25 protein-coding genes are annotated in these 25,521 nt (G+C 59.7%); 16 read left to right on the top strand and 9 right to left on the bottom strand.

Going from position 1 to position 25,521, the window contains the following annotated elements; genetic code table 11:
* The first annotated feature begins 63 nt into the window (after positions 1-63).
* The gene (gene zapE / locus GDV60_RS22815) at positions 64-1,158 is read left to right on the top strand and encodes a cell division protein ZapE (protein ID WP_029291916.1); all 1,095 of its coding nucleotides are present in this window, start codon (positions 64-66) and stop codon (positions 1,156-1,158) included.
* A 127-nt stretch (positions 1,159-1,285) separates the two neighbouring features.
* Here zapE and GDV60_RS22810 read toward each other — a convergent pair whose 3' ends face one another.
* The gene (locus tag GDV60_RS22810; protein WP_169851207.1) at positions 1,286-2,206 is read right to left on the bottom strand and encodes a GlxA family transcriptional regulator; all 921 of its coding nucleotides are present in this window, start codon (positions 2,204-2,206) and stop codon (positions 1,286-1,288) included.
* Positions 2,207-2,426: 220 nt separating this feature from the next.
* Here GDV60_RS22810 and GDV60_RS22805 point away from each other — a divergent pair, with 220 nt between their 5' ends.
* Positions 2,427-3,563, top strand: a complete 1,137-nt coding sequence (locus GDV60_RS22805) for an acyl-CoA dehydrogenase family protein (RefSeq protein ID WP_029291912.1) — start codon at positions 2,427-2,429, stop codon at positions 3,561-3,563.
* Between the two features lie 113 nt (positions 3,564-3,676).
* On the opposite strand, the gene GDV60_RS22800 is transcribed toward GDV60_RS22805, so the two are convergent.
* Positions 3,677-4,717, bottom strand: a complete 1,041-nt coding sequence (locus tag GDV60_RS22800) for an NADP(H)-dependent aldo-keto reductase (protein ID WP_029291910.1) — start codon at positions 4,715-4,717, stop codon at positions 3,677-3,679.
* A gap of 247 nt (positions 4,718-4,964) precedes the next feature.
* Here GDV60_RS22800 and rplM point away from each other — a divergent pair, with 247 nt between their 5' ends.
* From rplM to GDV60_RS22760, 8 genes are all read left to right on the top strand, one after another.
* Positions 4,965-5,393 (top strand): 50S ribosomal protein L13, encoded by a 429-nt coding sequence (rplM, locus tag GDV60_RS22795; RefSeq protein WP_029291908.1) that lies wholly within the window; start codon positions 4,965-4,967, stop codon positions 5,391-5,393.
* A 14-nt stretch (positions 5,394-5,407) separates the two neighbouring features.
* Complete coding sequence (gene rpsI / locus GDV60_RS22790) at positions 5,408-5,800, top strand: 30S ribosomal protein S9 (RefSeq protein WP_003171743.1); 393 nt, start codon at positions 5,408-5,410, stop codon at positions 5,798-5,800.
* Positions 5,801-6,067: 267 nt separating this feature from the next.
* Entirely contained in the window at positions 6,068-6,661 is a 594-nt protein-coding gene (petA, locus tag GDV60_RS22785; RefSeq protein ID WP_029291905.1) for a ubiquinol-cytochrome c reductase iron-sulfur subunit, read from the top strand.
* Positions 6,661-7,872, top strand: a complete 1,212-nt coding sequence (locus tag GDV60_RS22780) for a cytochrome bc complex cytochrome b subunit (RefSeq protein ID WP_003188526.1) — start codon at positions 6,661-6,663, stop codon at positions 7,870-7,872. The genes petA and GDV60_RS22780 overlap by 1 nt, the downstream gene beginning before the upstream one ends.
* On the top strand, positions 7,872-8,651 hold the full coding sequence (locus GDV60_RS22775; RefSeq protein WP_029291902.1) for a cytochrome c1: 780 nt from the start codon (positions 7,872-7,874) through the stop codon (positions 8,649-8,651). The genes GDV60_RS22780 and GDV60_RS22775 overlap by 1 nt, the downstream gene beginning before the upstream one ends.
* Positions 8,652-8,801: 150 nt before the next feature.
* Positions 8,802-9,419, top strand: coding sequence for a glutathione S-transferase N-terminal domain-containing protein (locus tag GDV60_RS22770; protein ID WP_027604841.1), 618 nt, complete (start codon positions 8,802-8,804; stop codon positions 9,417-9,419).
* Positions 9,420-9,436: 17 nt separating this feature from the next.
* Positions 9,437-9,853: a ClpXP protease specificity-enhancing factor gene (locus tag GDV60_RS22765; protein ID WP_029291899.1), complete on the top strand. Its 417-nt coding sequence runs from the start codon at positions 9,437-9,439 to the stop codon at positions 9,851-9,853.
* 150 nt (positions 9,854-10,003) lie between these two features.
* Positions 10,004-10,753 carry a FadR/GntR family transcriptional regulator gene (locus tag GDV60_RS22760; RefSeq protein ID WP_029291897.1) on the top strand — a complete coding sequence of 250 codons (750 nt, stop codon included), beginning with the start codon at positions 10,004-10,006 and terminating at the stop codon, positions 10,751-10,753.
* 48 nt (positions 10,754-10,801) lie between these two features.
* Here GDV60_RS22760 and GDV60_RS22755 read toward each other — a convergent pair whose 3' ends face one another.
* Positions 10,802-11,956, bottom strand: coding sequence for a phospholipase (locus GDV60_RS22755; protein WP_104910906.1), 1,155 nt, complete (start codon positions 11,954-11,956; stop codon positions 10,802-10,804).
* Positions 11,957-12,184: 228 nt separating this feature from the next.
* On the opposite strand from GDV60_RS22755, the gene kdgD reads away from it, so the two are divergent.
* From kdgD to GDV60_RS22730, 5 genes are all read left to right on the top strand, one after another.
* The gene (kdgD, locus tag GDV60_RS22750) at positions 12,185-13,096 is read left to right on the top strand and encodes a 5-dehydro-4-deoxyglucarate dehydratase (RefSeq protein WP_029291893.1); all 912 of its coding nucleotides are present in this window, start codon (positions 12,185-12,187) and stop codon (positions 13,094-13,096) included.
* A gap of 54 nt (positions 13,097-13,150) precedes the next feature.
* A complete protein-coding gene (locus tag GDV60_RS22745) occupies positions 13,151-14,596 on the top strand; it encodes an aldehyde dehydrogenase family protein (protein WP_159908821.1) in 1,446 nt (481 codons plus the stop codon).
* Between the two features lie 192 nt (positions 14,597-14,788).
* On the top strand, positions 14,789-16,153 hold the full coding sequence (locus tag GDV60_RS22740; protein ID WP_029291889.1) for an MFS transporter: 1,365 nt from the start codon (positions 14,789-14,791) through the stop codon (positions 16,151-16,153).
* Positions 16,154-16,165: 12 nt separating this feature from the next.
* A complete protein-coding gene (gene garD / locus GDV60_RS22735; RefSeq protein WP_070994112.1) occupies positions 16,166-17,719 on the top strand; it encodes a galactarate dehydratase in 1,554 nt (517 codons plus the stop codon).
* A gap of 168 nt (positions 17,720-17,887) precedes the next feature.
* Positions 17,888-18,829: an AEC family transporter gene (locus GDV60_RS22730; protein WP_070994111.1), complete on the top strand. Its 942-nt coding sequence runs from the start codon at positions 17,888-17,890 to the stop codon at positions 18,827-18,829.
* A gap of 110 nt (positions 18,830-18,939) precedes the next feature.
* Here GDV60_RS22730 and GDV60_RS22725 read toward each other — a convergent pair whose 3' ends face one another.
* From GDV60_RS22725 to gatC, 6 genes are all read right to left on the bottom strand, one after another.
* Positions 18,940-19,323 carry a carboxymuconolactone decarboxylase family protein gene (locus GDV60_RS22725; RefSeq protein WP_159908819.1) on the bottom strand — a complete coding sequence of 128 codons (384 nt, stop codon included), beginning with the start codon at positions 19,321-19,323 and terminating at the stop codon, positions 18,940-18,942.
* A complete protein-coding gene (locus GDV60_RS22720) occupies positions 19,320-20,366 on the bottom strand; it encodes a calcium/sodium antiporter (protein ID WP_032866451.1) in 1,047 nt (348 codons plus the stop codon). The genes GDV60_RS22725 and GDV60_RS22720 overlap by 4 nt, the downstream gene beginning before the upstream one ends.
* A 59-nt stretch (positions 20,367-20,425) precedes the next feature.
* A complete protein-coding gene (locus tag GDV60_RS22715; protein WP_029291879.1) occupies positions 20,426-20,797 on the bottom strand; it encodes a septal ring lytic transglycosylase RlpA family protein in 372 nt (123 codons plus the stop codon).
* Positions 20,798-20,954: 157 nt separating this feature from the next.
* Positions 20,955-22,400, bottom strand: coding sequence for an Asp-tRNA(Asn)/Glu-tRNA(Gln) amidotransferase subunit GatB (gene gatB, locus GDV60_RS22710; RefSeq protein WP_159908817.1), 1,446 nt, complete (start codon positions 22,398-22,400; stop codon positions 20,955-20,957).
* A gap of 10 nt (positions 22,401-22,410) precedes the next feature.
* A complete protein-coding gene (gene gatA / locus GDV60_RS22705; RefSeq protein WP_159908815.1) occupies positions 22,411-23,862 on the bottom strand; it encodes an Asp-tRNA(Asn)/Glu-tRNA(Gln) amidotransferase subunit GatA in 1,452 nt (483 codons plus the stop codon).
* 16 nt (positions 23,863-23,878) lie between these two features.
* The gene (gatC, locus tag GDV60_RS22700; protein ID WP_003216077.1) at positions 23,879-24,166 is read right to left on the bottom strand and encodes an Asp-tRNA(Asn)/Glu-tRNA(Gln) amidotransferase subunit GatC; all 288 of its coding nucleotides are present in this window, start codon (positions 24,164-24,166) and stop codon (positions 23,879-23,881) included.
* A 210-nt stretch (positions 24,167-24,376) separates the two neighbouring features.
* Here gatC and mreB point away from each other — a divergent pair, with 210 nt between their 5' ends.
* The gene (mreB, locus tag GDV60_RS22695) at positions 24,377-25,414 is read left to right on the top strand and encodes a rod shape-determining protein MreB (protein WP_002555108.1); all 1,038 of its coding nucleotides are present in this window, start codon (positions 24,377-24,379) and stop codon (positions 25,412-25,414) included.
* The last annotated feature ends 107 nt before the right edge of the window (positions 25,415-25,521 follow it).

The raw sequence follows: 25,521 nt of genomic DNA, 5'->3' as shown, positions 1-25,521 counted from the left end.
TTGCCATTATCCGGGGCCGTCGTTACAGTGACGGCCCGTTTTTGTTGCCTTGCTAACGAAATTATGACGCCCCTAGAACGATATCAAGCTGATCTGAAGCGCCCCGACTTCTTCCATGATGCGGCCCAGGAAACGGCGGTGCGCCATTTGCAGCGCCTGTACGAAGACCTGGTCGCGGCCTCGCAGAGCAAGCCCGGGATGCTCAGCAAGTTGTTTGGCAAGAAAGACCAGGTGCCGGTCAAGGGCCTGTATTTCTGGGGCGGCGTGGGCCGGGGCAAGACGTACCTGGTCGATACCTTCTTCGAAGCGCTGCCGTTCAAGGAAAAATCGCGCACGCACTTCCACCGCTTCATGAAGCGTGTGCACGAAGAGATGAAGACCCTGCACGGCGAGAAAAACCCGCTGACCATCATCGCCAAACGCTTCTCCCAAGAGGCGCGTGTGATCTGCTTCGATGAGTTCTTCGTGTCCGATATCACCGACGCGATGATCCTTGGCACCCTGATGGAAGAGTTGTTCAAGAACGGCGTGACTCTGGTCGCCACCTCGAACATCGTGCCCGACGGCCTGTACAAGGACGGCCTGCAACGCGCGCGCTTCCTGCCGGCCATCGCCCTGATCAAGCAGCACACCGATATCGTCAACGTCGACAGCGGCGTCGACTACCGTCTGCGTCACCTTGAGCAGGCGGAACTGTTCCACTTCCCCCTCGACGAAGCGGCCCATGAAAGCCTGCGCAAGAGCTTTCGCGCGCTGACGCCGGAATGCACACAGGCGGTGGAAAACGATAAGTTGATCATCGAAAATCGCCAGATCATCGCCCTGCGCACCTGTGACGACGTGGCCTGGTTCGACTTCCGCGAACTGTGCGACGGCCCGCGCAGCCAGAACGACTACATCGAACTGGGCAAGATCTTCCATGCCGTGATCTTGAGTGGCGTGGAGCAAATGAGCGTCACCACCGACGACATCGCCCGGCGCTTTATCAACATGGTCGATGAGTTCTACGACCGTAACGTCAAGCTGATCATTTCAGCTGAAGTCGAACTCAAGGACCTCTACACCGGCGGTCGCTTGAACTTCGAATTCCAGCGCACCTTGAGTCGTTTGCTGGAAATGCAGTCCCACGAGTTCCTGGCGCGGGCGCACAAGCCTTAGGCAAACACCGAACCAAAATGTGGGAGCGGGCTTGCTCGCGAATGCGGTGTATCAGTCGACTTATTCGTTAACTGACTCCGCATTCGCGAGCAAGCCCGCTCCCACATTTGATTGTGCCCGGCTTTAGTTAGGCGGCCTGCTGGAACTGCTGGCGATACTGGTTCGGCGACAACTCCGTGTGCTGCCTGAACAGCCGCGCAAAGAAGCTCGCATCGTCGTAACCCACCTCGTAGCTGATGGTCTTGATGCTCTTGCGGCTGCCCGACAACAACCCCTTGGCGGTCTCGATCCGCAGGCGTTGCAGGTAGTGCAGCGGCTTGTCGCCGGTCGCGGTCTGGAACCTGCGCATAAAGTTGCGGATGCTCATGCCGTGTTCGCGGGCGACGTCTTCAAAGCGGAACTTGTCGGCGAAGTGCTCTTCGAGCCAATGCTGGATCTGCAGGATGATCACGTCCTGGTGCAGCTTCTGCCCGCCAAACCCGATGCGCCCCGGTGCGTAGCTGCGCTGCACTTCGTAGAGAATGTCGCGGGCCACGGCCTGGGCAATATTGGCGCCGCAGAAACGCTCGATCAGATAGATATAAAGATCGCAGGCCGATGTTGTGCCACCGGCGCAGTACAGGTTGTCGGCGTCGGTCAGGTGCTTGTCCTGATTGAGCTGGACCTTGGGGAAGCGCTCGCTGAACGCATTGAAGAAGCGCCAGTAGGTGGTCGCCTCCTTGCCATCGAGCAGGCCGGCTTCGGCGAGCCAGAACACCCCGGTGGCCTCACCGCACAGCACTGCGCCCCGGGCATGCTGCTCACGCAGCCATGGCAGGATCTGCGGGTAGCGTTTGCTCAGGGCGTCGAAGTCATCCCAGAAGGCTGGGAGCACAATGATGTCGGCGTTTTCCAGGCCGCCGTCCACCGGCATGATCACATCGCTGAAGCTACATACCGGTTGCCCGTCGGGGCTGACAAGGCGGGTTTCAAAGGCTGGCGTGAGGCCCAGGCCTTGCTGTTTGCCGTAACGCAGGCTGGCGAGGTGGAAAAAATCCTTGGCTTGCATGAGGGTTGAAGCAAACACCCGATCAATGGCCAAAATGCTGACGCGCCGCAAGGGCGTGGAGACGAGGCTAGACATAATTTCGATTATTCTTATAGGGGAAAGTGGTCAACTAACGGCTGGATCGTCTTATTTTTTGTCGCATGTGTCCAGTGTCCTGTGACGTCCGTGCAGCTTAGGCTCTGTGATCTTGTTTTTGTCTGACAATCGACGCAGGTGACCCATGATTCCCAGAACCTTGTTCAGCTCCGAGCACGAACTCTTCCGTCAGAGCGTGCGCACCTTCCTTGAAAAGGACGCGGTGCCGTTCCATGCGCAATGGGAAAAGCAGGGGCATATTGATCGCAATCTGTGGAGCAAGGCGGGGGAGGCGGGCATGCTCTGTTCCCATCTACCGGAAGAATACGGCGGCCTGGGCGCCGACTTTCTCTACAGCACCGTGGTGATCGAAGAGATCGGCCGCCTGGGGCTGACCGGCATTGGCTTCTCCCTGCATTCGGACATTGTTGCGCCGTATATCCTGCATTACGGCAGTGAGGCACTGAAGCACAAGTACTTGCCCAAGTTGGTGTCCGGGGAAATGGTCACCGCGATTGCCATGACCGAGCCGGGTGCCGGGTCCGACCTGCAAGGGGTCAAGACCACTGCCGTGTTGGATGGCGACGAATATGTGATCAACGGCTCCAAGACCTTTATCACCAACGGCTTCCTGGCGGACCTGGTGATTGTGGTGGCCAAGACCGACCCCAAGGCTGGCGCCAAAGGCACCAGCCTGTTTCTGGTCGAGGCCAATACGCCGGGGTTCGACAAGGGCAAGCGCCTGGAAAAGGTCGGGATGAAGGCCCAGGACACCTCCGAGCTGTTCTTCCAGGATGTGCGCGTGCCCAAGGAGAACCTGCTGGGCCAGGCGGGGATGGGCTTTGCCTACCTGATGCAGGAGTTGCCCCAGGAGCGCCTGACCGTGGCCATCGGCGCCCTGGCCTCGGCCGAAGCTGCATTGCAATGGACGTTGGACTACACCCGCGAGCGCAAGGCGTTTGGCAAGGCGATTGCGGACTTTCAGAACACCCGCTTCAAGCTGGCGGAGATTGCCACCGAGGTGCAGATCGGCCGGGTGTTTGTCGACAAGTGCCTGGAACAGCACCTGCAAGGCAAGCTGGACGTGCCCACGGCGGCGATGGCCAAGTATTGGACCACTGACCTGCAATGCAAGGTGCTCGACGAGTGCGTGCAGTTGCACGGCGGCTACGGCTTCATGTGGGAGTACCCGATCGCCCGGGCCTGGGCGGATGCGCGCGTGCAGCGCATTTATGCTGGGACCAACGAGATCATGAAGGAGATCATTGCGCGGGCATTGTGAATCTTCGGTGCCTTTGAGGGCCTCATCGCAGGCAAGCCCGCTCCCACATTTTGATGTGTGAACACATTCGAATGTGGGAGCGGGCTTGCTCGCGAAGGCGGCCTAAAGGTCAATCAAGGCGCAGGGTTGGGATGATCCTTCTGAATCGCCTCAATCCCCTCCAGCACCTCTTTCGACAGCTTCAGGTCGGCACTGGCGATGTTGCTATCCAACTGCGCAAGCGTCGTGGCGCCAATGATATTGCTGGTCACAAACGGCTGCTGCGTCACAAACGCCAGGGCCATCTGCGCCGGGTCCAGGCCGTGCTCGCGGGCCAGGGCCACGTAGCGGCTGCACGCGGCTTCCGATTGCGGGTTGAAGTAGCGGCTGAAGCGGCTGTACAGGCTCAAGCGGCCCTTGGCTGGCCGTGCGCCGCCTTCGTACTTGCCGCTGAGCATGCCGAACGCCAGGGGCGAGTAAGCCAGCAAGCCACATTGCTCGCGGATGGCGATCTCCGCCAGGCCCACTTCAAAGCTGCGGTTGAGCAGGTTGTAGGGGTTCTGGATCGACACTGCGCGGGTCCAGCCACGGGCCTCGGCCAGGGCCAGGAACTTCATGGTGCCCCAGGGCGTTTCATTGGACAGGCCGATGTGGCGGATCTTGCCGGCCTTGACCTGCTCGTCGAGGGCTTCGAGGGTTTCTTCCAGGGGTGTCAGGTCGGGCTCTTCCTGGTGCTTGTAGCTCAGTTGGCCGAAGAAGTTGGTGCTGCGTTCCGGCCAGTGCAACTGGTACAGGTCGATCCAGTCGGTCTGCAGGCGCTTGAGGCTGGCATCCAGGGCGTCGACGATATGTTTGCGGTTGTGCTTGAGGTGGCCATCGCGGATGTAGTCGATGGTATTGCCGGGGCCGGCGATCTTGCTGGCGAGGATCCAGTCGGCGCGGTCGCCACGGCTCTTGAAGTAATTGCCGATGTAGCGCTCGGTGGTGGCATAGGTGTCGGCCTTGGGCGGCACCGGGTACATCTCTGCGGTATCGAGGAAGTTGATCCCCGCGCCTTTGGCCCGCTCAATCTGCGCGAAGGCCTCTGCCTCGGTGTTCTGCTCACCCCAGGTCATGGTCCCGAGGCAGATCTCGCTCACGTTCAGATCGGTCCGGCCCAGCTGTCGATACTTCATCGGGTGCTCCTTCGGGAAAACAATCATAAAAGCAGGTTGAATTTTTTTTCGCAATCTGCATAATTGCCCACCTCTTTCTGCAGTGGAAGTGATGCGCCGCCTGCCGAAGAATCTTGCCGTTGAACGGACGCGCTGACCCGAGCCCCCGATAGCGTCTGTATCCGGCTGCCTTTGACTTGTCAAAGTACGCACTATTCAGTAAGATCCGCCGTCTAATTTACAGGGCGGCCCCTGAGGCTATTAAAGAATGACAACTTTTACTGCAAAACCGGAAACAGTTCAGCGCGACTGGTTTGTCGTCGACGCCGCTGGTCAGACCCTGGGTCGTCTGGCCACTGAAGTCGCCAGCCGTCTGCGTGGCAAGCACAAGCCTGAGTACACCCCTCACGTTGATACCGGTGACTACATCGTAATCATCAACGCTGAGCAGGTTCGTGTAACCGGCAACAAAGCAAGCGACAAAATGTACTACCGTCACTCCGGTTTCCCAGGCGGTATCAAGTCTTCGAACTTCGAAGGCCTGATTGCCAAGAAGCCTGAAGCCCCGATCGAGATCGCGGTTAAAGGTATGCTGCCGAAGGGCCCACTGGGTCGCGACATGTATCGCAAGCTGAAAGTCTATGCGGGCGCTGCTCACCCTCATGCTGCTCAGCAGCCCCAAGAACTGAAGTTTTAACGGAATAGTTCATTATGTCGGCGACTCAAAATTACGGCACTGGCCGTCGCAAAACCGCAACCGCACGCGTTTTCCTGCGTCCGGGCACTGGTAACATCTCGATCAACAACCGCACTCTGGACAACTTCTTCGGCCGCGAAACTGCCCGCATGGTAGTTCGTCAGCCGCTGGAACTGACCGAGACCGTTGAAAAGTTCGACATCTACGTCACCGTTATCGGTGGCGGTGTAAGTGGTCAAGCTGGCGCAATCCGCCACGGTATCACTCGCGCTCTGATGCAGTACGACGAAACCCTGCGCGGCGCTCTGCGCAAAGCTGGCTTCGTGACTCGTGATGCCCGTGAAGTTGAACGTAAGAAAGTCGGTCTGCGTAAAGCGCGTAAGCGTCCGCAGTACTCGAAGCGTTAATTCGCTTTACGTTCCACAAAAACGCCCAGCCTCCTCACGGAGCTGGGCGTTTTTTATTGCCCGCGTTTTGTGCGGGTTTTTTCTGTGTGACAACTTGCCACATCCGTAGACCCCCTATACTACAAGGCTTGGGGCTTAGGCTCCGGGTAATTACCTTGTCAGAGGTGGGGCTTTTCATTACCATTCGGCAAAATTTTTATAAGTTCAGATTTAATACTTAGTAGACGCCTGATTTAACAGGCCAAAAAGCTGATGGGAGAGGACTGAATGAGCAATGACGGCGTGAATGCAGGCCGGCGTCGCTTCTTGGTAGCAGCCACATCCGTGGTGGGTGCTGCAGGAGCGGTGGGGGCTGCGGTCCCGTTCGTGGGGTCATGGTTTCCCAGTGCCAAGGCGAAAGCCGCAGGTGCACCGGTGAAGGTGAATGTCAGCAAGATCGAGCCAGGCCAGCAGATGATTGCTGAGTGGCGCGGCCAGCCAGTATTCATCGTTCGTCGTACCGAGGAAATCCTGGGGAATCTGAAGAAGATCGAGGGCCAGCTGTCTGACCCCGAGTCCAAGAATTCCGAACAACCCGCCTACGCCCAAAACGAAGTGCGTTCGATCAAGCCAGAGATCCTGCTGCTGGTCGGTCTTTGCACCCACCTGGGCTGCTCGCCGACCTTCCGCCCGGAAGTCGCGCCAGTGGACCTGGGCAAGGACTGGGTCGGCGGCTATTTCTGCCCTTGCCACGGTTCCCACTACGACCTGGCCGGTCGCGTCTACAAATCCCAGCCTGCCCCGTTGAACCTGCCGGTTCCGCCGCACAACTACGAATCTGACGACGTTATTGTCATTGGTGTCGATAAGGAGAGCGCGTAATGAGCAAGTTCATGGATTGGGTGGATGCGCGCTTCCCCGCCACCAAAATGTGGGAAGACCATCTCAGCAAGTATTACGCGCCGAAGAACTTCAACTTCTTCTATTTCTTTGGTTCCCTGGCATTGCTGGTACTGGTCAATCAGATCGTTACCGGTGTCTGGCTGACCATGAGCTACACCCCGTCGGCAGAAGAAGCATTCGCCTCCGTCGAATACATCATGCGTGATGTCGAGTACGGCTCGATCCTGCGTCTGCTGCACTCCACTGGCGCTTCGGCGTTCTTCATCGTGGTCTATCTGCACATGTTCCGTGGCTTGCTCTACGGGTCGTACCAGAAGCCACGTGAGCTGGTGTGGGTGTTTGGCATGCTGATCTACCTGGCGCTCATGGCAGAGGCCTTCATGGGCTACCTGCTGCCTTGGGGCCAGATGTCCTACTGGGGTGCCCAGGTGATCATCTCGCTGTTTGGCGCGATCCCGGTCATCGGCAATGACCTGACCCAGTGGATCCGTGGTGACTACCTGATCTCGGGCATCACTCTGAACCGCTTCTTTGCCTTGCATGTGGTGGCCTTGCCGATCGTGATTCTCGGCCTGGTAGTGCTGCACATCCTGGCGCTGCACGAAGTGGGTTCGAACAACCCGGACGGCGTGGACATCAAGAAGCACAAGGACGAGAACGGCATTCCGCTGGACGGCATTCCATTCCACCCTTACTACACCGTCAAGGATATCGTCGGCGTGGTGGTGTTCCTGTTTGTGTTCTGCTCGATCGTGTTCTTCTTCCCGGAAATGGGCGGCTATTTCCTTGAGAAGCCGAACTTCGAACAGGCGAACGCCTTCAAGACCCCGGAACACATTGCCCCGGTCTGGTACTTCACGCCGTTCTACGCCATTTTGCGGGCGATCCCCGACAAGCTCATGGGCGTTATCGCCATGGGTGCAGCCATTGCCGTGCTGTTCGTGTTGCCGTGGCTTGACCGTAGCCCGGTCAAGTCCATGCGCTACAAAGGCTGGCTGAGCAAGATCTGGCTGTGGGTGTTCTGCATCTCGTTCGTGATCCTGGGCGTGCTGGGCGTATTGGCGCCAACCCCTGAGCGGACGTTGTTGTCGCAGGTCTGCACCTTCCTGTACTTCGCCTACTTCATTCTGATGCCGTTCTACACCCGGCTCGAGAAGACAAAACCGGTTCCGGAAAGGGTGACTGGCTGATGAAAAAATTATTTGCTGCATTGATTCTTGCTGCCCTGCCGGTACTGTCCTTCGCGGCCGAGCACGGCGCGGAACTGGAAAAAGTCGACATCGACGTTTCTGACAAGGCTGCCATGCAAGACGGCGCCCGTACGTTCGCCAACTACTGCATGGGCTGCCACAGCGCCAAGTTCCAGCGTTACGAGCGGGTTGCCGACGACCTGGGTATCCCCCATGAGCTGATGCTCAAGAACCTGGTGTTCACCGGCGCCAAGATTGGTGACCACATGAACATCGGCATGCAACCGGCCGACGCCAAGGCCTGGTTCGGGGCTGCACCGCCCGACCTGACCTTGGTAGCGCGCGTACGCGGCACCGACTGGCTGTATGGCTACCTGAAGTCGTTCTACGAAGACCCTACACGTCCATGGGGCGTGAACAACAAGGTGTTCCCGAACGTCGGTATGCCTAACGTGCTGGTCGGCCTGCAAGGGCGTCAGGTGGTAGGATGCAAGCAGGTTCAAGTCGTGGAAAACGGCAAGAAGCAATATGACCCGCTGACCGGCACACCGTTGACCCATGAGGCCTGTGATCAACTGACCATCGTGCCCAAGAGCGGTGCGCTGAACGAGGAGCAGTTCGACGAGAAGGTCAAGAACCTGGTGACCTTCCTGGCGTACTCCGCCAACCCGGTCAAACTGGAGCATCAACGCATCGGTACCTATGTGTTGCTGTACCTGGCTTTCTTCTTCGTATTCGCTTATTTGCTCAAGCGTGAATACTGGAAGGATGTGCATTGATCCAACCTTAGGCAATTGCTGTTAATCTTGCGCGCCCAGCGACGTCTCTGAACGGGTAACGCTCTGGTTGATCCAGGTGTTACGGGAGATGCTTTCTGGGCGCGCTCGTTTTTGAGCTTTCGATAATTTCAACAAGCGAGGAGGACCGCCATGGGCGTGACCAACCGGTTGGCCTGTTACTCCGACCCCGCCGACCACTATTCCCACCGAGTACGCATCGTGCTCGCAGAGAAGGGTGTCAGCGCCGAGATCATCAGTGTGGAGGTGGGTCGTCATCCGCCGAAACTGATCGAAGTGAACCCTTACGGCAGCTTGCCCACCCTGGTCGATCGTGACCTGGCGTTGTGGGAGTCAACCGTGGTGATGGAATATCTGGATGAGCGTTACCCCCATCCACCTTTGCTGCCGGTGTATCCGGTGGCGCGTGCCAACAGCCGCTTGCTGATCCATCGGATCCAGCGTGACTGGTGTGGGCTGGTGGATCTGATTCTGGATACACGCAGCAAAGAAGCGGCCCGTGTGCAGGCGCGCAAGGAATTGCGCGAGAGCCTGACCGGCGTTTCACCGTTGTTCGCCGACAAACCTTTTTTCCTCAGTGAGGAACAAAGCCTGGTGGATTGCTGCCTATTACCCATACTCTGGCGTTTGCCGATTTTGGGCATTGAATTGCCGCGGCCTGCCAAGCCGCTGCTTGATTACATGGAGCGCCAGTTTGCGCGTGAGGCTTTCCAGGCAAGTCTGTCTGGCGTCGAACGTGATATGCGCTAAGGCTTAAGGAGCCGTTGATGAACTCCAGTCGACCTTATCTGGTCCGCGCGCTCTATGAGTGGATTGTGGATAACGATTGCACCCCGCACATGCTGGTCAATTCCGAGTTTCCTGCGGTGCAGGTGCCACAAGGTTTTGCCAGTGACGGACAGATTGTCCTGAACGTTTCGCCCAGTGCCGTACGCCAACTGCACATGGACAATGAAGCGGTCAGCTTTGAAGGGCGTTTTGGTGGTGTACCCCATACGCTCTATGTGCCCATCGGCGCGATCCTGGGCATTTATGCCCGGGAAAATGGCCAGGGCATGGTGTTTGATCTGGAGTCGTCGCTTGACGACGACGAAGCGATCGAAGTTGAAGATGACGACCTGCCGCCGCCTGACTCCGAGCCGCCGCGCCCTACGGGCCGGCCGAGCTTGAAAGTGGTGAAGTGATGGAGCATGCGCCTGCGGGCACGTGCTGAAAAAGTGCCCCGGCTTTGGCCGGGGTATTTTTTTGCGCGCTACAAAGTCGCGGTGAGCGGTGATCGTACAACCTGCTTGGGCTATGATGCGCCTTCAGATCATCGAGATAATTGGTTACCCATGGAAAACCTCAGCACCGCCCCGCGTCTTCCCCGCAAGCGTCGCAGCCTTGCCCAGGAACTGGTCACGGTGTTGTCCGAGCAGATCCGCGACGGCCAGCTCAATCGTGGGGATAAGTTGCCCACCGAGTCAGCGATCATGGAAGCCCATGGGGTCAGCCGTACGGTGGTGCGCGAGGCGATCTCGCGCCTGCAGGCGGCCGGGCAGGTGGAGACCCGGCATGGCATCGGCACCTTTGTGCTGGATACGCCGAGCCCCAGCGGGTTCCGGATCGATCCGGCGACGGTGGTGACGTTGCGCGATGTGTTGGCGATTCTGGAACTGCGCATCAGCCTGGAAGTGGAATCCGCCGGCCTCGCGGCCCAGCGTCGCAGCGACGAACAGTTGGCCGCGATGCGCGCCGCCCTCGATGCCTTGAATGAAAGTGCGGCGCACGCCAGCGATGCAGTGGCGTCGGACTTCCAGTTCCATCTGCAGATTGCGTTGTCCACCGGCAATCGCTACTTCACCGATATCATGACGCACCTGGGCACCAGCATTATCCCGCGTACGCGCCTGAACTCAGCGCGCCTGGCCCATGATGACCAGCAGCACTACATGAGCCGCCTGAGCCGTGAGCACGAAGAAATTTACGAAGCGATCGCCCGCCAGGATTCGGATGCGGCGCGAGCGGCGATGCGCCTGCACCTGACAAACAGCCGCGAGCGGTTGCGCCAGGCACATGAAGAGGCGCAGGCGCAGCGCGGCTGATGCTCGTCGATGGCGCAGATGCCGGCGTCCCGGCATCTGCGCCTGGTTTCAGGCTGGAGTATTGGGTGTGTAGTTTTGCAGCAGCAGGTAGGTGCTCCAGCCCCACCAATCATTCGTCCACTGTTTGTCGTTGAGGTTGTTGACGTCCTTGCGTCGCAGCACCTTGTCGCCCTCGGCCTTGAACAGCGGTGAGAAGTTAGTACTCGGGTTGTTCACCGCATTCAGGTCCGGCACGTACAGCGGTGCCTTGTACGTGGCCGGGGAGGGCAGGATGCCACTGACATAGGCCTCGAAAATCTCATCGGCCGAGGCCTGCACCGCGCGTTTGACCTGAGCGCGGTTGGCCGCATCATTGCTGTCGAAATAGCGTTTGTCGCCATAGGCGTGCCACTCATCACCCAGTGCGTTGCGTACCTTGAGCCCGAACTTGCTGTCTTCGTCATGCATGAAGCGGCTGATCAACGACCCCAGCTCACCCGGTGTGACTACGCGAGCCAGTTGCTTGCGCGGTACGCGCAGGTGCCCCGCGGAAAACAGGTCGGTCAAAAAGTGATCAGCAAAGCTGTTCATGGCATAAGCCAGTTCCAATTGCTGGTCGCTGCCACTTTGGTGGGCGACGACCGCTTGTTGCAGGGCGCCGGTGTGCCCAGCCAGATAGGCTGACAGCGCCCATTCGCCGAAATGATCGGCGTTGTCGGCGGCCAGCTTAAGGTAGCGCCCCAAGGGCACCATGGCTGAAACGACGCTGCCGCCGCCGGTGATGCGATTCCACTCTTCAGACAACGTATCTCCGAGTGCGTCATAGGCTTCATGGGCCTGCTTACCCTCCTTGATGGCCTGCTTGACCGCGTTGATCTCCTTTTGCATGACCGCGAGAATTTTGCCCGCTTCGTCCCGCGACGCCGGCAGCGTGGCCAGGGAGTTGAACGCGGCGGTAAAGCGCTGCACGCGCTCGGCTGGTGATGCACCGTCGCTGATGGGCTGGCCGGGGATCCCATAGAAATCACCGCCCAGGGCGATGATCTGGCCATAGGTCAAAGCCAGGCCATTAGGCAGATGCAGTTTGACTTGCGCCCCCGGAATAGAGGGCTCGCCCTGTACGAACCGCAGTAGCGTCTCATCGCCAATAGCGGTGTGCTCGCCGCCTTCGAAGCGTAGGGAGGGGAGGGGCTTGCGGGTGATGACCGATTCAAGTTCTGACATGTTAGCTCCTTGCTATGTCGTAGGATTCTTCCTTGATAGCTGTATGTATATACAGCTATCGCAAGAATAGCGGAGCAATTTCCTACGTCAAGGGGCTTGTCAGTAAACGTCCTCGAGTCCCATGCAAGTCGACGAAATAGTGTTGACGAATATTTTTATAGTTGTACGATGACGTACGACAACAAAAACCATTCCCCAGTATCAGTCGTTATCCAGGGTGTTCGAATAATGAATCCACAAGAACTGAAGTCCATCCTTTCCCACGGTCTGCTGTCTTTCCCGGTCACCGATTTCAATGCCCAGGGTGATTTCAACCAGGCGGGTTACATCAAGCGTCTGGAGTGGCTGGCCCCCTACGGCGCCACTGCCTTGTTCGCGGCAGGCGGCACCGGTGAGTTTTTCTCCCTGGCAGCCAGTGAATATTCCCAAGTGGTGAAAACCGCCGTTGATACCTGCGCCACCAGTGTGCCGATCCTCGCCGGTGTCGGCGGCTCCACGCGCCAAGCCATCGAATACGCCCAGGAAGCCGAGCGCCTGGGGGCCAAGGGTCTGCTGCTGCTGCCGCACTACTTGACCGAAGCCAGCCAGGACGGCGTCGCCGCCCACGTCGAGGCGGTGTGCAAGTCAGTAAAAATTGGTGTGGTGGTGTACAACCGCAACGTCTGCCGCCTGACCGCGCCACTGCTCGAACGCCTGGCCGAACGTTGCCCGAACCTGATCGGCTACAAGGATGGCCTGGGCGATATCGAACTGATGGTGTCGATCCGCCGTCGCCTGGGCGATCGTTTCAGCTACCTGGGCGGCCTGCCGACCGCCGAGGTTTACGCCGCAGCCTACAAGGCGCTTGGCGTCCCGGTGTATTCCTCGGCGGTGTTCAACTTCATTCCCAAAACCGCGATGGACTTCTACCACGCGATTGCCCGGGAAGATCACGCCACTGTCGACAAGATCATCGACGACTTCTTCTTGCCTTATCTCGACATCCGTAACCGCAAGGCCGGTTATGCCGTGAGCATCGTCAAGGCGGGTGCAAAAATCGCCGGCTATGACGCAGGCCCAGTGCGCACCCCGCTGACCGATCTGCTGCCAGAAGAATATGAAGCCCTGGCCGCGCTGATCGACAAGCAAGGTGCGCAATAACCCATGAATAAAGCCGCTGAGTGATCAGCGGCTTTTTGCGTCAGGAGAAGATTCGTGTCCCAAGCCAAGCGTTTTGACAACTACATCGGTGGCCAGTGGGTGGCCGGTGCTGACTACTCAAGCAATATCAACCCCTCGGACCTGTCGGATGTGATCGGCGAATTTGCCAAGGCCGATCTGGCCCAGGTCGACGCCGCCATCGACGCCGCGCGCGCGGCGTTCCCGGCGTGGTCGACTTCCGGCATCCAGGCCCGGCATGACGCCTTGGATAAAGTCGGCAGCGAGATCCTCGCCCGCCGCGAAGAACTCGGTACGCTGCTGGCTCGCGAAGAGGGCAAGACCCTGCCGGAAGCCATCGGCGAGGTGACCCGCGCCGGCAATATCTTCAAGTTCTTTGCCGGTGAGTGCCTGCGCTTGTCCGGTGATTACCTGCCGTCGGTGCGCCCAGGGGTGAATGTCGAAGTCACCCGCGAAGCCTTGGGCGTGGTGGGTCTGATCACCCCATGGAACTTCCCGATTGCCATCCCCGCCTGGAAAATCGCCCCGGCCCTGGCCTATGGCAACTGCGTGGTGCTCAAACCGGCCGACCTGGTGCCCGGCTGCGCCTGGGCCCTGGCAGAAATCATCTCCCGCGCCGGCTTCCCCAGTGGCGTGTTCAACCTGGTGATGGGCAGTGGTCGCGTGGTCGGCGATGCGCTGGTCAACAGTTCGAAGGTCGATGGCATCAGCTTCACCGGTTCCGTGGGCGTGGGGCGGCAGATCGCGGTCAGCTGCGTGTCGCGCCAGGCCAAGGTGCAGTTGGAAATGGGCGGCAAGAATCCGCAGATCATTCTCGACGACGCTGACCTCAAGCAGGCCGTCGAACTGTCGGTGCAGAGTGCCTTCTACTCCACTGGCCAGCGCTGCACGGCATCGAGTCGCTTTATCGTGACGGCCGGGATTCATGACCGGTTTGTCGCGGCCATGGCCGAGCGCATGCAATCGATCAAGGTCGGCCATGCCCTGCATGCCGGGACGGATATCGGCCCGGTCGTGTCCCAGGCCCAGTTGGACCAGGACTTGAAATACATCGATATCGGCCAAGGCGAAGGCGCGCGGTTGGTCATCGGTGGTGGCCTGGTGACCTGCGACACCGAGGGCTATTTCCTGGCGCCGACACTGTTTGCCGACAGCGAGGCCGCCATGCGTATCAGCCGTGAAGAAATCTTCGGCCCAGTGGCCAACGTGGTGCGCGTAGCGGACTACGAGGCGGCGCTGGCCATGGCCAATGACACCGAGTTCGGCCTGTCGGCGGGCATCGCGACTACCTCGCTCAAGTATGCCAACCACTTCAAGCGCCACTCCCAGGCCGGGATGGTGATGGTCAACCTGCCGACCGCAGGTGTGGATTATCACGTTCCCTTTGGTGGCCGGAAGGGTTCATCCTACGGTTCGCGTGAGCAAGGTCGCTATGCGCAAGAGTTCTACACCGTGGTGAAAACCAGCTACATCGGCTCATAAACCCAGCCCTGGAAAGAGGGGATTTCTGTAGGAGCGAGCTTGCTCGCGAAAAACGTCAACGATAACGCGTACATCCAGGTAGGACGTGTCGCCCTGAAGTTTTTCGCGAGCAAGCTCGCTCCTACAAGAGCCAGCGTTACGCAACACACAACAATTACCCGCAAAAAAAATAATTAGTGGGAGTACATCTACATGCAAGCGACCAAGCCGACGCACGTCCGTTATTTGATCTTGCTCATGCTGTTCCTGGTGACGACGATCAACTACGCCGACCGCGCCACCATCGCCATCGCAGGTTCCAGCCTGCAAAAAGACCTCGGCATCGACGCCGTCACCCTCGGTTACATCTTCTCTGCTTTCGGTTGGGCCTACGTGGCCGGGCAAATCCCTGGCGGTTGGCTGCTGGACCGGTTCGGTTCGAAAAAAGTCTATGCCCTGAGCATCTTCACCTGGTCGCTGTTCACCGTGCTGCAAGGCTATGTCGGTGAATTCGGGGTCTCCACCGCGGTGGTTGCGCTGTTTATGTTGCGGTTTTTGGTGGGCCTGGCAGAGGCACCTTCTTTCCCCGGCAATGCGCGCATTGTCGCGGCCTGGTTCCCCACCGCCGAACGCGGTACGGCGTCGGCGATCTTCAACTCGGCGCAGTACTTCGCCACGGTATTGTTTGCACCCTTGATGGGATGGATCGTCTACAGCTTCGGCTGGCAGCACGTATTTATCGTGATGGGCGTGATCGGCATCGTGTTCTCCCTGATCTGGCTGAAAGTGATCTACAGCCCGCGTCAGCACCCGCTGATCAACGAGGCCGAGTTCAATCACATCGCTGCCAATGGGGCGATGGTCGATATGGATCAGGACAAGGCCAAGGGTAAGAAAACCGACGGGCCGAAGTGGGATTACATCCGTCAGTTGCTGACCAATCGCATGATGCTCGGCGTGTACCTGGGCCAGTACTGCATCAACGGCATTACCTACTTCTTCCTGACCTGGTTCCCGGTGTACCTGGTACAGGACCGTGGCATGACCATCCTCAAGGCCGGCTTCATCGCGTCGCTCCCGGCGATCTGCGGCTTTATCGGCGGCGTGCTGGGCGGGGTGATTTCCGACTACCTGCTGCGCAAGGGCCATTCCCTGACTTTCGCGCGCAAGGCCCCGATCATTGCCGGCTTGCTGGTTTCCAGCAGCATCATTGCCTGCAACTACGTGGATGTGGAATGGATGGTCGTTGGCTTCATGGCCCTGGCCTTCTTCGGCAAAGGCGTTGGCGCACTGGGTTGGGCGGTTGTGTCTGACACCTCGCCAAAACAAATCGCCGGCCTCAGCGGCGGCCTGTTCAACACGTTTGGCAACCTGGCTTCCATCACCACGCCAATCGTGATTGGCTACATCATCAGCACCACCGGTTCGTTCAAGTGGGCCCTGGTGTTCGTCGGCGCCAATGCGCTGGTAGCAGTATTCAGTTACCTGGTGATTGTCGGCCCGATCAAGCGTGTGGTGCTCAATGAGCCGCCGAGCAAAGGCCCCGAGTTGACTAACCTTTCCCAAGCGCAATCCTGAAGGGGCCGTGTGATGCAGTTGATTGAACATGCCGACTCGCCGCGCTCCATCCGTTTGCACGAGCGCGACAATGTAGTGATTGTGGTCAACGACCAGGGCGTGCCGGCCGGGACCGAGTTCCCGGACGGCCTGGTGACCGTGGAGTTCATTCCCCAGAGCCACAAGGTGACTCTGGAAGATATCCCCCAAGGCGGTCAGATCATTCGCTATGGCCAAACTATCGGTTACGCCTTGCAGCCGATACCGCGCGGCAGTTGGGTCCAGGAAGACCAACTGCGTATGCCCACCGCGCCGCCGCTGGACAGCTTGCCGCTGTCCACCGAAGTGCCCGACGCCCAGGCGCCCTTGGAAGGTTTCACCTTCGAGGGCTATCGCAATGCGGATGGCACCGTGGGCACGCGCAATATCCTTGGCATCACCACCACTGTGCAGTGCGTGACCGGCGTGCTGGACCATGCGGTCAAGCGCATCAAGGACGAGTTGCTGCCCAAGTACCCGCATGTCGATGACGTGGTGGCACTGACCCACAGCTATGGTTGCGGCGTGGCCATCACCGCCACCGACGCCTATATCCCGATCCGCACCGTGCGCAATCTGGCGCGCAACCCGAACCTGGGTGGCGAAGCGTTGGTGATCAGCCTGGGCTGCGAGAAGTTGCAGGCCGGGCAGGTGATGCACGACAACGACAGCTCGGTGGACCTCAGCGAACCGTGGCTGTATCGCCTACAGGACGCCAGTCACGGTTTTACCGAAATGATCGAACAGATCATGGAGCTGGCCGAAACCCGCCTGAAAAAACTCGACCTGCGCCGGCGGGAAACGGTACCGGCTGCGCAACTGATCCTCGGCATGCAATGTGGGGGGAGCGACGCGTTTTCCGGGATCACCGCCAACCCGGCGCTGGGCTACGCCTCGGACCTGTTGCTGCGGGCCGGGGCGACGGTGATGTTTTCCGAAGTGACTGAAGTGCGCGACGCCATTTACCTGCTGACTTCCCGCGCCGAAAACCAGGAAGTCGCCCGCGAACTGGTGCGGGAAATGGACTGGTACGACCGCTACCTGGCCAAGGGCGAGGCCGATCGCAGCGCCAACACCACGCCGGGCAACAAGAAGGGCGGCCTGTCGAACATTGTCGAGAAGTCCCTGGGCTCCATCGTCAAGTCCGGTAGCAGCGCGATCAATGGCGTGCTCGGGCCGGGTGAGCGGTTCAAGGGCAAAGGCCTGATCTTTTGCGCGACGCCGGCCAGCGATTTTGTCTGTGGCACCTTGCAACTGGCGGCGGGGATGAACCTGCATGTGTTCACCACGGGGCGGGGCACGCCCTATGGGTTGGCGATGGCCCCCGTGGTGAAGGTCTCGACCCGTACGGAGTTGGCGCAGCGCTGGCCAGACCTGATCGATATCGATGCCGGAAGGATCGCGACTGGGCGTGCGACCATCGAGGAGTTGGGGTGGGAGTTGTTCCACTTCTACCTGGACGTGGCCAGCGGCAAAAAGCAGACCTGGGCCGAGCAGCACAAGCTGCACAATGACATCACCTTGTTCAACCCGGCGCCTATTACCTGAGACCGAGTTGCCTGTATTCGCGAGCAAGCCCGCTTCACACATTCCTGTAGGAGCACGGACAAAAATGTGGGAGAGCGCTTGCTCGCGAAAGCGGTCTGTCAGGCGGCGCTGGGCGTTTTTGGCTTATCATTAGCCACCTACCGAAGCTCACCCAAGGTTCTCCCCAGCATGCTGGCTATATTCCTGCAAACCCTGACAATCACCGCGCCGGTATTTGCCATGTTGTTTCTGGGCGTCCTGCTCAAGCGCATCAATTGGATCAACGACAACTTTATCCACACCGCATCGTCCCTGGTGTTCAACGTCACCATGCCGGCGTTGCTGTTTCTGGGGATTCTGCACGCCGACCTGCATTCGGCGCTCAAGCCAGAACTGCTGATCTATTTCTCTGTCGCCACGCTGGTCGGCTTTGCTCTGGCCTGGGGCTGGGCGATTTTTCGCTGCCCGCGTGAGGACCGGGGTATCTATACCCAAGGGGCATTTCGCGGTAACAACGGGGTGATCGGCCTGGCACTGGCAGCCAGCATGTATGGGGACTACGGCATTTCCCTCGGGGCGATCCTCGCGGGGTTGGTGATCCTGTTCTACAACACCCTGTCGACCATTGTGCTGGCGGTCTACAGCCCAGTGATCAAGTCTGACCCGTGGAGTATCTGCAAGAGCGTACTGGCCAACCCGCTGATCCTCAGTGTGATAGCTGCGACACCGTTTGCCTATTTCCAGATTGGCTTGCCCAATTGGCTGGAAACCTCCGGGCGGTACCTGGCCGATATGACGCTGCCCCTGGCGCTGATCTGCATTGGCGGCACTCTGTCGCTGGCCGCATTGCGCCAGAGCGGCAACATGGCATTAAGCGCCAGCCTGGTGAAGATGATCGGCCTGCCGCTCGTGGCGACCGTCGGCGCCTGGCTGTATGGCTTCCGGGGGCCGGAGTTGGGGATTCTGTTCCTGTATTTTGGCGCACCGACGGCCGCTGCCAGTTTTGTCATGGCCCGTGCGGCCCAGGGTAACCATGAACTGGCGGCGGCGATTATCGTGATCACCACATTGATGGCGGCGGTGACCACCAATATCGGGATCTTTGTGCTGCAGGCGGGCGGCTGGATCTGAAATGAGGGGTGGTCTTCAGGGCCAATCGCGGGCAAGCCCGCTCCTACACTTGAAGTATGTTCACAACTCAAAATGTGGGAGCGGGCTTGCCCGCGATAGCTCTCTTGCAGTCACTGCTGAGCTGGCTGATACGCCTCGATCACTTCTTGTGCCGCCCGAAAGGCATCGATCGCCGCCGGCACGCCGGCATACACCGCGCAATGCAGCAGCGCTTCGCGAATTTCTTCAACAGTACAGCCGTTGTTCAGCGCACCGCGTACATGGCCCTTGAGCTCCTGCGGGCACTTCAAGGCGGTCAGCGCGGCGAGGGTAATCAGGCTGCGCGTCTTCAGCGGCAAGCCTTCACGGTTCCACACCCCGCCCCAGGCATGTTCGTTGACGAAGTCCTGCAACGGCTGGGTGAATTCGGTGGCATTGCCCAGGGCGCGGTCGACAAATGCATCGCCCATTACCTGGCGGCGCATTTCAACGCCGGATTTCGCTTGTTCGGTCATTGCGACTCCCTCTTGTGTTGGCGGTGCCAGGCTCGCAGCGAGGTGAACAACAGGAAGGCCACCAGCGCTGGCAGGACGTAATACAGCATCAGTTGTTCCAGTTTGTTGGCCAGTGGCATGCCGGTGGTAAATGACACCACGTGCAGCCCATACGCCAGGTACAGCCCCAGCAGCAGTAAGCCTTCGGCGCGGGTGATGCGGTAGCCGGTGTAAAACACGGGCAGGCACAACACCACGACGCCGAGCATCACCGGCAGGTCAAAATCCAGGGCGTTGGGCGACACCGACAAAGGCAACGGCGCCACCAGCGCGGTAAAACCCAGAACCCCCAACAGGTTGAACAGGTTGCTGCCGATCACGTTCCCCACCGCAATCTCCCGCTCGCCGCGTAGGGCAGCGATCAGCGAGGTCGCCAGGCACGGCAGCGAGGTGCTGACGGCGACGATGGTCAGGCCGATCACCCGCTCGGACAGGCCCAGGTCGCTGGCCACTTCCACCGCTGCGCCCAGCACCAGATGCCCGGCGAACACCAGCAACACGAGCCCGCCGATCATCCACAGCAAACTGCTCAGCCACGGCGCCTGCACCACCGTGTCGCGGGTCCGCGGGCGGCGCGAATGGCGGGTCTGGTACAGCAACAGGCCCAGATAGGCGAGCAGGGCGGCAAGCAAGGTCAGGCCGTCGAGCGGTGTCAGTGCTTCATCACTGGCGAGAATAAACAGCAGCATGCTGGCGCCGATCATCACCGGGATATCCAGGCGCACCAGTTGCCGCGAGACGCGCAGGGGAATAATCAGCGCCGAAAGACCCAGGGTGACGAGGATATTGAAGATGCTGCTGCCAATCACACTGCCCACGGCAATATCAGTATTGCCGGCCAGGGTGGCCTGCAGGCTGACGGCGATTTGCGGCGCGCTGCTGCCAAAGGCGACGATGCTCAAGCCAATGATCAGTGGCCGGACTTTGAGGCTGGCGGCCAGGCGCACGGCGGCGCGTACCAGCATTTCGGCTCCGGCAATCAGCAGCAGCAGGCCGCTGGTCAGTTCAATCAGGCTTATGGGCGAAAGGGCGCTTAATCCGAAAATGGTCCGGGCTCCGTCAGTCAGTTGCTCAGGGCTTGCACGCGCACGCGCGCGGTTCCGCTGCGCAGCATACCCAACTGCTCGGCGGCCTGGCGTGAAAGATCGATCAGCCGCCCACGGGTATGCGGGCCGCGATCATTGATGCGCACCACCACGGTTTTGTTGCTGGCAAGATTGGTGACCTTGACCCGCGTGCCGAATGGCAGGCGCCGGTGGGCGGCGGTCAGGGCGTGTTGGTTGAAGGGTTCACCGCTGGCGGTCTTCTTGCCATGGTGCTTGGCGCCGTAGTAGGACGCGGTGCCGGTTTCGTCGTAGCCGTTGGGGTCGATCATGCCGCTGGCGCAGCCGGTGAGCAGGGAGAACAGGGCGCAGAGGCCGAGTAGACGCTTCATTTTCAAGGTGTCCCCAAAATTGATATGGGAACCGACCCCTGTAGGAGCTGGCTTGCCTGCGATGCGGGCGCCTCGGTTTTTCAGATGTACCGAGGTGATGCTATCGCAGGCAAGCCAGCTCCCACATAAGCCGGTTCCCACAGGGCGGCAACCGTTATCAGCCTTCGAGCTTGCTCTTGAGCAATTCGTTGACCTGTTGCGGGTTGGCCTTGCCTTTGGAGGCCTTCATCGCCTGGCCCACAAAGAAGCCGAACATCTTGCCGCGCTTGGCTTCGTCGGCCGCACGGTACTGTTCGACCTGCTCCGCATTGGCTGCGAGCATTTCATCAAGAACGGCCGAGATGGCGCCGCTGTCGGTGACTTGCTTGAGGCCGCGCTTCTCGATGATCTCGTCGGCGTTGCCTTCACCGCTGGCCATGGCCTCAAACACGGTCTTGGCGATTTTGCCGGAGATGGTGTTGTCCTTGATGCGCAGCAACATGCCGCCCAGTTGTTCGGCCGAGACCGGGGCGTCGTCGATTTCCAGGCCCTGTTTGTTCAACAGGCTACCCAGTTCGACCATGACCCAGTTGGCTGCCAACTTGGCGTCGCCAGCGATGCTCACGACTTTTTCGAAGTAGTCGGCCTGCTCGCGGCTCGATGCCAGGACGCTGGCGTCATACACCGACAGGCCGAACTGCGCCTGGAAGCGTTCGCGTTTTTGCGGTGGCAATTCCGGCAGGGTGGCGCGCACGTCATTGAGGAACGAATCCTCGATGACCACCGGCAACAGGTCCGGATCGGGGAAGTAACGGTAGTCGTTGGCTTCCTCCTTGCTGCGCATGGCGCGGGTTTCGTCTTTGTTCGGGTCGTACAGGCGCGTCTGCTGGATCACCTTGCCGCCGTCTTCGATCAGCTCGATCTGGCGACGGACTTCGGTGTTGATCGCCTTTTCGATGAAACGGAACGAGTTGACGTTCTTGATCTCACAGCGGGTGCCGTACTCAACCTGGCCTTTAGGACGCACCGACACGTTGCAGTCGCAACGCAGGGAGCCTTCGGCCATGTTGCCGTCGCAAATGCCCAGGTAGCGCACCAGTGCGTGGATGGTCTTCACGTAGGCCACCGCTTCCTTGGCACTGCGCATGTCCGGCTCGGACACGATCTCCAGCAGCGGCGTGCCGGCGCGGTTCAGGTCGATGCCGGTGGCGCCATTGAATTCTTCATGCAGGCTCTTGCCGGCATCTTCTTCCAGGTGCGCACGGGTCACGCCAACACGCTTGATGGTGCCGTCTTCCAGGGGGATATCCAGGTAGCCCTTGCCGACGATCGGCAATTCCATCTGGCTGATCTGGTAGCCCTTGGGCAGGTCCGGATAGAAGTAGTTCTTGCGCGCGAACACGTTGTGCTGGCCGATTTCGGCGTCAATCGCCAGGCCGAACATCACCGCCATGCGCACCGCTTCCTGGTTCAGCACTGGCAATACGCCAGGCATGCCCAGGTCTACGAGGCTGGCCTGGGTGTTGGGCTCTGAGCCGAACGTGGTGGCGCTACCGGAGAAAATCTTCGATTGGGTGGCAAGCTGGGTATGAATCTCCAGCCCGATCACAACTTCCCATTGCATAGTGTTCTCCTCAGAAGCCGGTTGGGGTGCGAGTGTGCCAGTCAGTATTCAACTGGTACTGGTGCGCCACATTGAGCAAGCGGCCTTCCTGGAAATACGGGGCAAGCAACTGCACGCCCACCGGCAGGCCATCGACGAAACCGGCTGGCATGGACAAGCCCGGCAAGCCCGCGAGGTTGGCGGTGATGGTGTACAGGTCTTCCAGATACGCGGCCACCGGGTCGCCATTCTTGGCGCCGAGTTTCCAGGCCGGGTTCGGCGTGGTTGGGCCGATGATCACGTCGACTTCATTAAAGGCCGCCATGAAGTCGTTCTTTACCAGGCGTCGGATTTTTTGCGCCTTGAGGTAGTACGCGTCGTAGTAGCCAGCCGACAAGGCGTAGGCCCCGACCATGATCCGGCGCTGTACTTCCACGCCGAAACCTTCGCCACGGGAACGCTTGTACAGGTCGGTGAGATCTTTCGGGTCTTCACAGCGGTAGCCAAAGCGCACGCCGTCGAAACGCGACAGGTTGGAGGAGGCTTCGGCCGGAGCAATCACGTAGTAAGCCGGAATCGCGTGCTGGTTGTTCGGCAGGCTGATTTCCTTGATCACCGCGCCGAGTTTTTCCAGCGTCTTGATGCTGTTGTGCACCAGTTCGGCGATACGCGGGTCGAGACCGGCGCTGAAGTACTCTTTCGGCACGCCGATGCGCAGGCCTTTGAGCGAGGTGTTGAGGCTGGCGCTGTAGTCCGGCACCGGCTCATCGATGCTGGTGGAGTCCTTTGCATCGAAACCGGCCATGCCTTGTAACAATATTGCGCAGTCTTCGGCGGTGCGGGCCAAAGGGCCGCCCTGGTCGAGGCTGGACGCGTAGGCAATCATGCCCCAGCGGGAAACGCGACCGTAGGTCGGTTTCAGGCCGGTGAGGTTGGTGAAGGCGGCGGGCTGGCGGATCGAGCCGCCGGTATCAGTGGCCGTGGCGGCTGGCAGGAAGCGCGCGGCAACGGCTGCGGCCGAACCACCGGACGAACCGCCGGGCACGTGCTCCGCGTTCCACGGGTTTTTCACCGCGCCGTAGTAGCTCGATTCGTTGGCCGAGCCCATGGCGAATTCGTCCATGTTGGTCTTGCCCAGGGTCACGGCCCCGGCTTCGGCCAGCTTGGCGACGACGGTGGCGTCGTAGGGCGCCTTGAAGTTGTCGAGCATCTTCGAGCCGCAGCTGGTGCGGATGCCCTGGGTGCAGAACAGGTCCTTGTGACCGATTGGCGCACCCAGCAGCGCGCCGCTTTCACCGTTGGCGCGACTGGCGTCGGCGGCCTTGGCCTGGCCCAGGGCCAGTTCCTCGGTGAGGCTGATGAAGCTGTTGACCTTCGGATCCAGTGCGGCGATGCGCGCCAGGAGGGTCTTGGTCAGCTCTTCGGACGAAAACTTTTTATCGGCGAGACCGCGGGCGATCTCGGCCAGAGTCAATTGATGCATTGCAGGCTCTTTCCCTTTAGTCGATGACTTTCGGAACCAGGTACAGGCCGTTTTCGACCGCTGGTGCGATGGACTGGTAGGCCTCGCGATTATTGCGTTCGGTCACGACGTCTGCGCGCAGGCGCTGGCTGGCTTCCAGTGGGTGGGCCAGGGGTTCGATGCCGTCGGTATTCACCGCTTGCATCTGGTCGACCAGCCCGAGAATGCTGTTCAGGGCTGCGGTGGTCTGTGGAAGATCGGCTTCATTGAGGCCCAGGCAGGCCAGATGAGCGATTTTTTCCACGTCGGAGCGTTCAAGCGCCATGGGATTCTCCAGTGGAAAACAGAACGGAAGCTATCCGTGTGTTAGATTGTCGGAACACTACCGCATTTCTACGGTCATAAGGCCGCGATTGTGGGGTTAGGTGCACAGAAAGTCGGCCAATTTAGCACATTGGCGCCTTGCCCAAAATCCCTGTCGTTGTTAGAGTTTGCCGCACTTTTTTACCCACGCGTTGCCTAGGGTCCCTTTCCCATGTTCAAGAAACTGCGTGGCATGTTTTCCAGCGATCTTTCCATCGACCTGGGCACTGCCAACACCCTTATTTACGTGCGCGAGCGCGGTATCGTCCTGAATGAGCCATCGGTTGTGGCCATTCGGACCCATGGTAATCAGAAAAGTGTCGTTGCCGTGGGCACCGAGGCCAAGCGCATGCTCGGCCGTACACCTGGCAACATTGCCGCCATTCGTCCGATGAAAGACGGCGTGATCGCCGACTTCAGCGTCTGCGAGAAGATGCTGCAGTACTTCATCAACAAGGTTCACGAAAACAGTTTCCTGCAGCCCAGCCCTCGTGTGCTGATCTGCGTTCCATGCAAATCCACCCAGGTGGAGCGTCGTGCCATCCGTGAATCGGCCCTTGGTGCCGGTGCCCGCGAAGTGTTCCTGATCGAAGAACCAATGGCTGCGGCCATCGGTGCCGGCCTGCCGGTTGAAGAAGCGCGCGGTTCGATGGTGGTGGATATCGGTGGTGGTACCACTGAAATCGCCCTGATCTCCCTCAATGGCGTGGTGTATGCCGAATCCGTACGGGTTGGCGGCGACCGCTTCGACGAAGCGATCATCACTTATGTGCGTCGTAACTACGGCAGCCTGATCGGCGAATCCACCGCCGAGCGCATCAAGCAGGAAATTGGTACCGCTTACCCGGGCGGCGAAGTACGCGAAGTCGATGTGCGCGGTCGCAACCTGGCCGAAGGCGTGCCACGTGCCTTTACCCTGAACTCCAATGAAGTGCTGGAAGCTCTGCAAGAGTCCCTGGCTACTATCGTTCAGGCGGTAAAAAGCGCCCTGGAGCAATCGCCGCCGGAACTGGCTTCCGATATCGCCGAGCGTGGCCTGGTGCTGACCGGTGGTGGCGCCTTGCTGCGCGACCTCGACAAGTTGCTGGCCCAGGAAACCGGCCTGCCGGTGATCGTCGCCGAAGACCCGCTGACCTGCGTGGCCCGTGGCGGTGGTCGTGCACTGGAAATGATGGATAAACACACCATGGACCTGCTCTCCAGCGAATAAGATCGTTGGTTACGCCATGTTTCGCCAACAGGCAGCACTTTGCAGTGCTGCCTGTTGGCGTTTATCTTCTTCAATCTGCATCCAGGCCGGTTTGATGCCGTATGAAT

Origin of the sequence: Pseudomonas sp. DTU12.1 (assembly GCF_009873475.1) — a bacterium.
Lineage (GTDB): Bacteria > Pseudomonadota > Gammaproteobacteria > Pseudomonadales > Pseudomonadaceae > Aquipseudomonas > Aquipseudomonas proteolytica.
The sequence above is the reverse complement of the archived record's forward strand: the minus strand, read 5'-3'. Positions and strand labels throughout refer to the sequence as shown.

Coding starts and splice junctions, on each gene's coding strand:
- petA (WP_029291905.1), top strand. CDS start 6,068: ATGAGCAATGACGGCGTGAATGCAGGCCGGCGTCGCTTCTTGGTAGCA.
- kdgD (WP_029291893.1), top strand. CDS start 12,185: ATGAATCCACAAGAACTGAAGTCCATCCTTTCCCACGGTCTGCTGTCT.
- GDV60_RS22780 (WP_003188526.1), top strand. CDS start 6,661: ATGAGCAAGTTCATGGATTGGGTGGATGCGCGCTTCCCCGCCACCAAA.
- gatC (WP_003216077.1), bottom strand. CDS start 24,166: ATGGCGCTTGAACGCTCCGACGTGGAAAAAATCGCTCATCTGGCCTGC.
- zapE (WP_029291916.1), top strand. CDS start 64: ATGACGCCCCTAGAACGATATCAAGCTGATCTGAAGCGCCCCGACTTC.
- GDV60_RS22770 (WP_027604841.1), top strand. CDS start 8,802: ATGGGCGTGACCAACCGGTTGGCCTGTTACTCCGACCCCGCCGACCAC.
- gatA (WP_159908815.1), bottom strand. CDS start 23,862: ATGCATCAATTGACTCTGGCCGAGATCGCCCGCGGTCTCGCCGATAAA.
- GDV60_RS22765 (WP_029291899.1), top strand. CDS start 9,437: ATGAACTCCAGTCGACCTTATCTGGTCCGCGCGCTCTATGAGTGGATT.
- GDV60_RS22810 (WP_169851207.1), bottom strand. CDS start 2,206: ATGCAAGCCAAGGATTTTTTCCACCTCGCCAGCCTGCGTTACGGCAAA.
- GDV60_RS22740 (WP_029291889.1), top strand. CDS start 14,789: ATGCAAGCGACCAAGCCGACGCACGTCCGTTATTTGATCTTGCTCATG.
- garD (WP_070994112.1), top strand. CDS start 16,166: ATGCAGTTGATTGAACATGCCGACTCGCCGCGCTCCATCCGTTTGCAC.
- GDV60_RS22775 (WP_029291902.1), top strand. CDS start 7,872: ATGAAAAAATTATTTGCTGCATTGATTCTTGCTGCCCTGCCGGTACTG.
- rpsI (WP_003171743.1), top strand. CDS start 5,408: ATGTCGGCGACTCAAAATTACGGCACTGGCCGTCGCAAAACCGCAACC.
- GDV60_RS22755 (WP_104910906.1), bottom strand. CDS start 11,956: ATGTCAGAACTTGAATCGGTCATCACCCGCAAGCCCCTCCCCTCCCTA.
- GDV60_RS22760 (WP_029291897.1), top strand. CDS start 10,004: ATGGAAAACCTCAGCACCGCCCCGCGTCTTCCCCGCAAGCGTCGCAGC.
- gatB (WP_159908817.1), bottom strand. CDS start 22,400: ATGCAATGGGAAGTTGTGATCGGGCTGGAGATTCATACCCAGCTTGCC.
- rplM (WP_029291908.1), top strand. CDS start 4,965: ATGACAACTTTTACTGCAAAACCGGAAACAGTTCAGCGCGACTGGTTT.
- GDV60_RS22730 (WP_070994111.1), top strand. CDS start 17,888: ATGCTGGCTATATTCCTGCAAACCCTGACAATCACCGCGCCGGTATTT.
- mreB (WP_002555108.1), top strand. CDS start 24,377: ATGTTCAAGAAACTGCGTGGCATGTTTTCCAGCGATCTTTCCATCGAC.
- GDV60_RS22715 (WP_029291879.1), bottom strand. CDS start 20,797: ATGAAGCGTCTACTCGGCCTCTGCGCCCTGTTCTCCCTGCTCACCGGC.
- GDV60_RS22805 (WP_029291912.1), top strand. CDS start 2,427: ATGATTCCCAGAACCTTGTTCAGCTCCGAGCACGAACTCTTCCGTCAG.
- GDV60_RS22800 (WP_029291910.1), bottom strand. CDS start 4,717: ATGAAGTATCGACAGCTGGGCCGGACCGATCTGAACGTGAGCGAGATC.
- GDV60_RS22725 (WP_159908819.1), bottom strand. CDS start 19,323: ATGACCGAACAAGCGAAATCCGGCGTTGAAATGCGCCGCCAGGTAATG.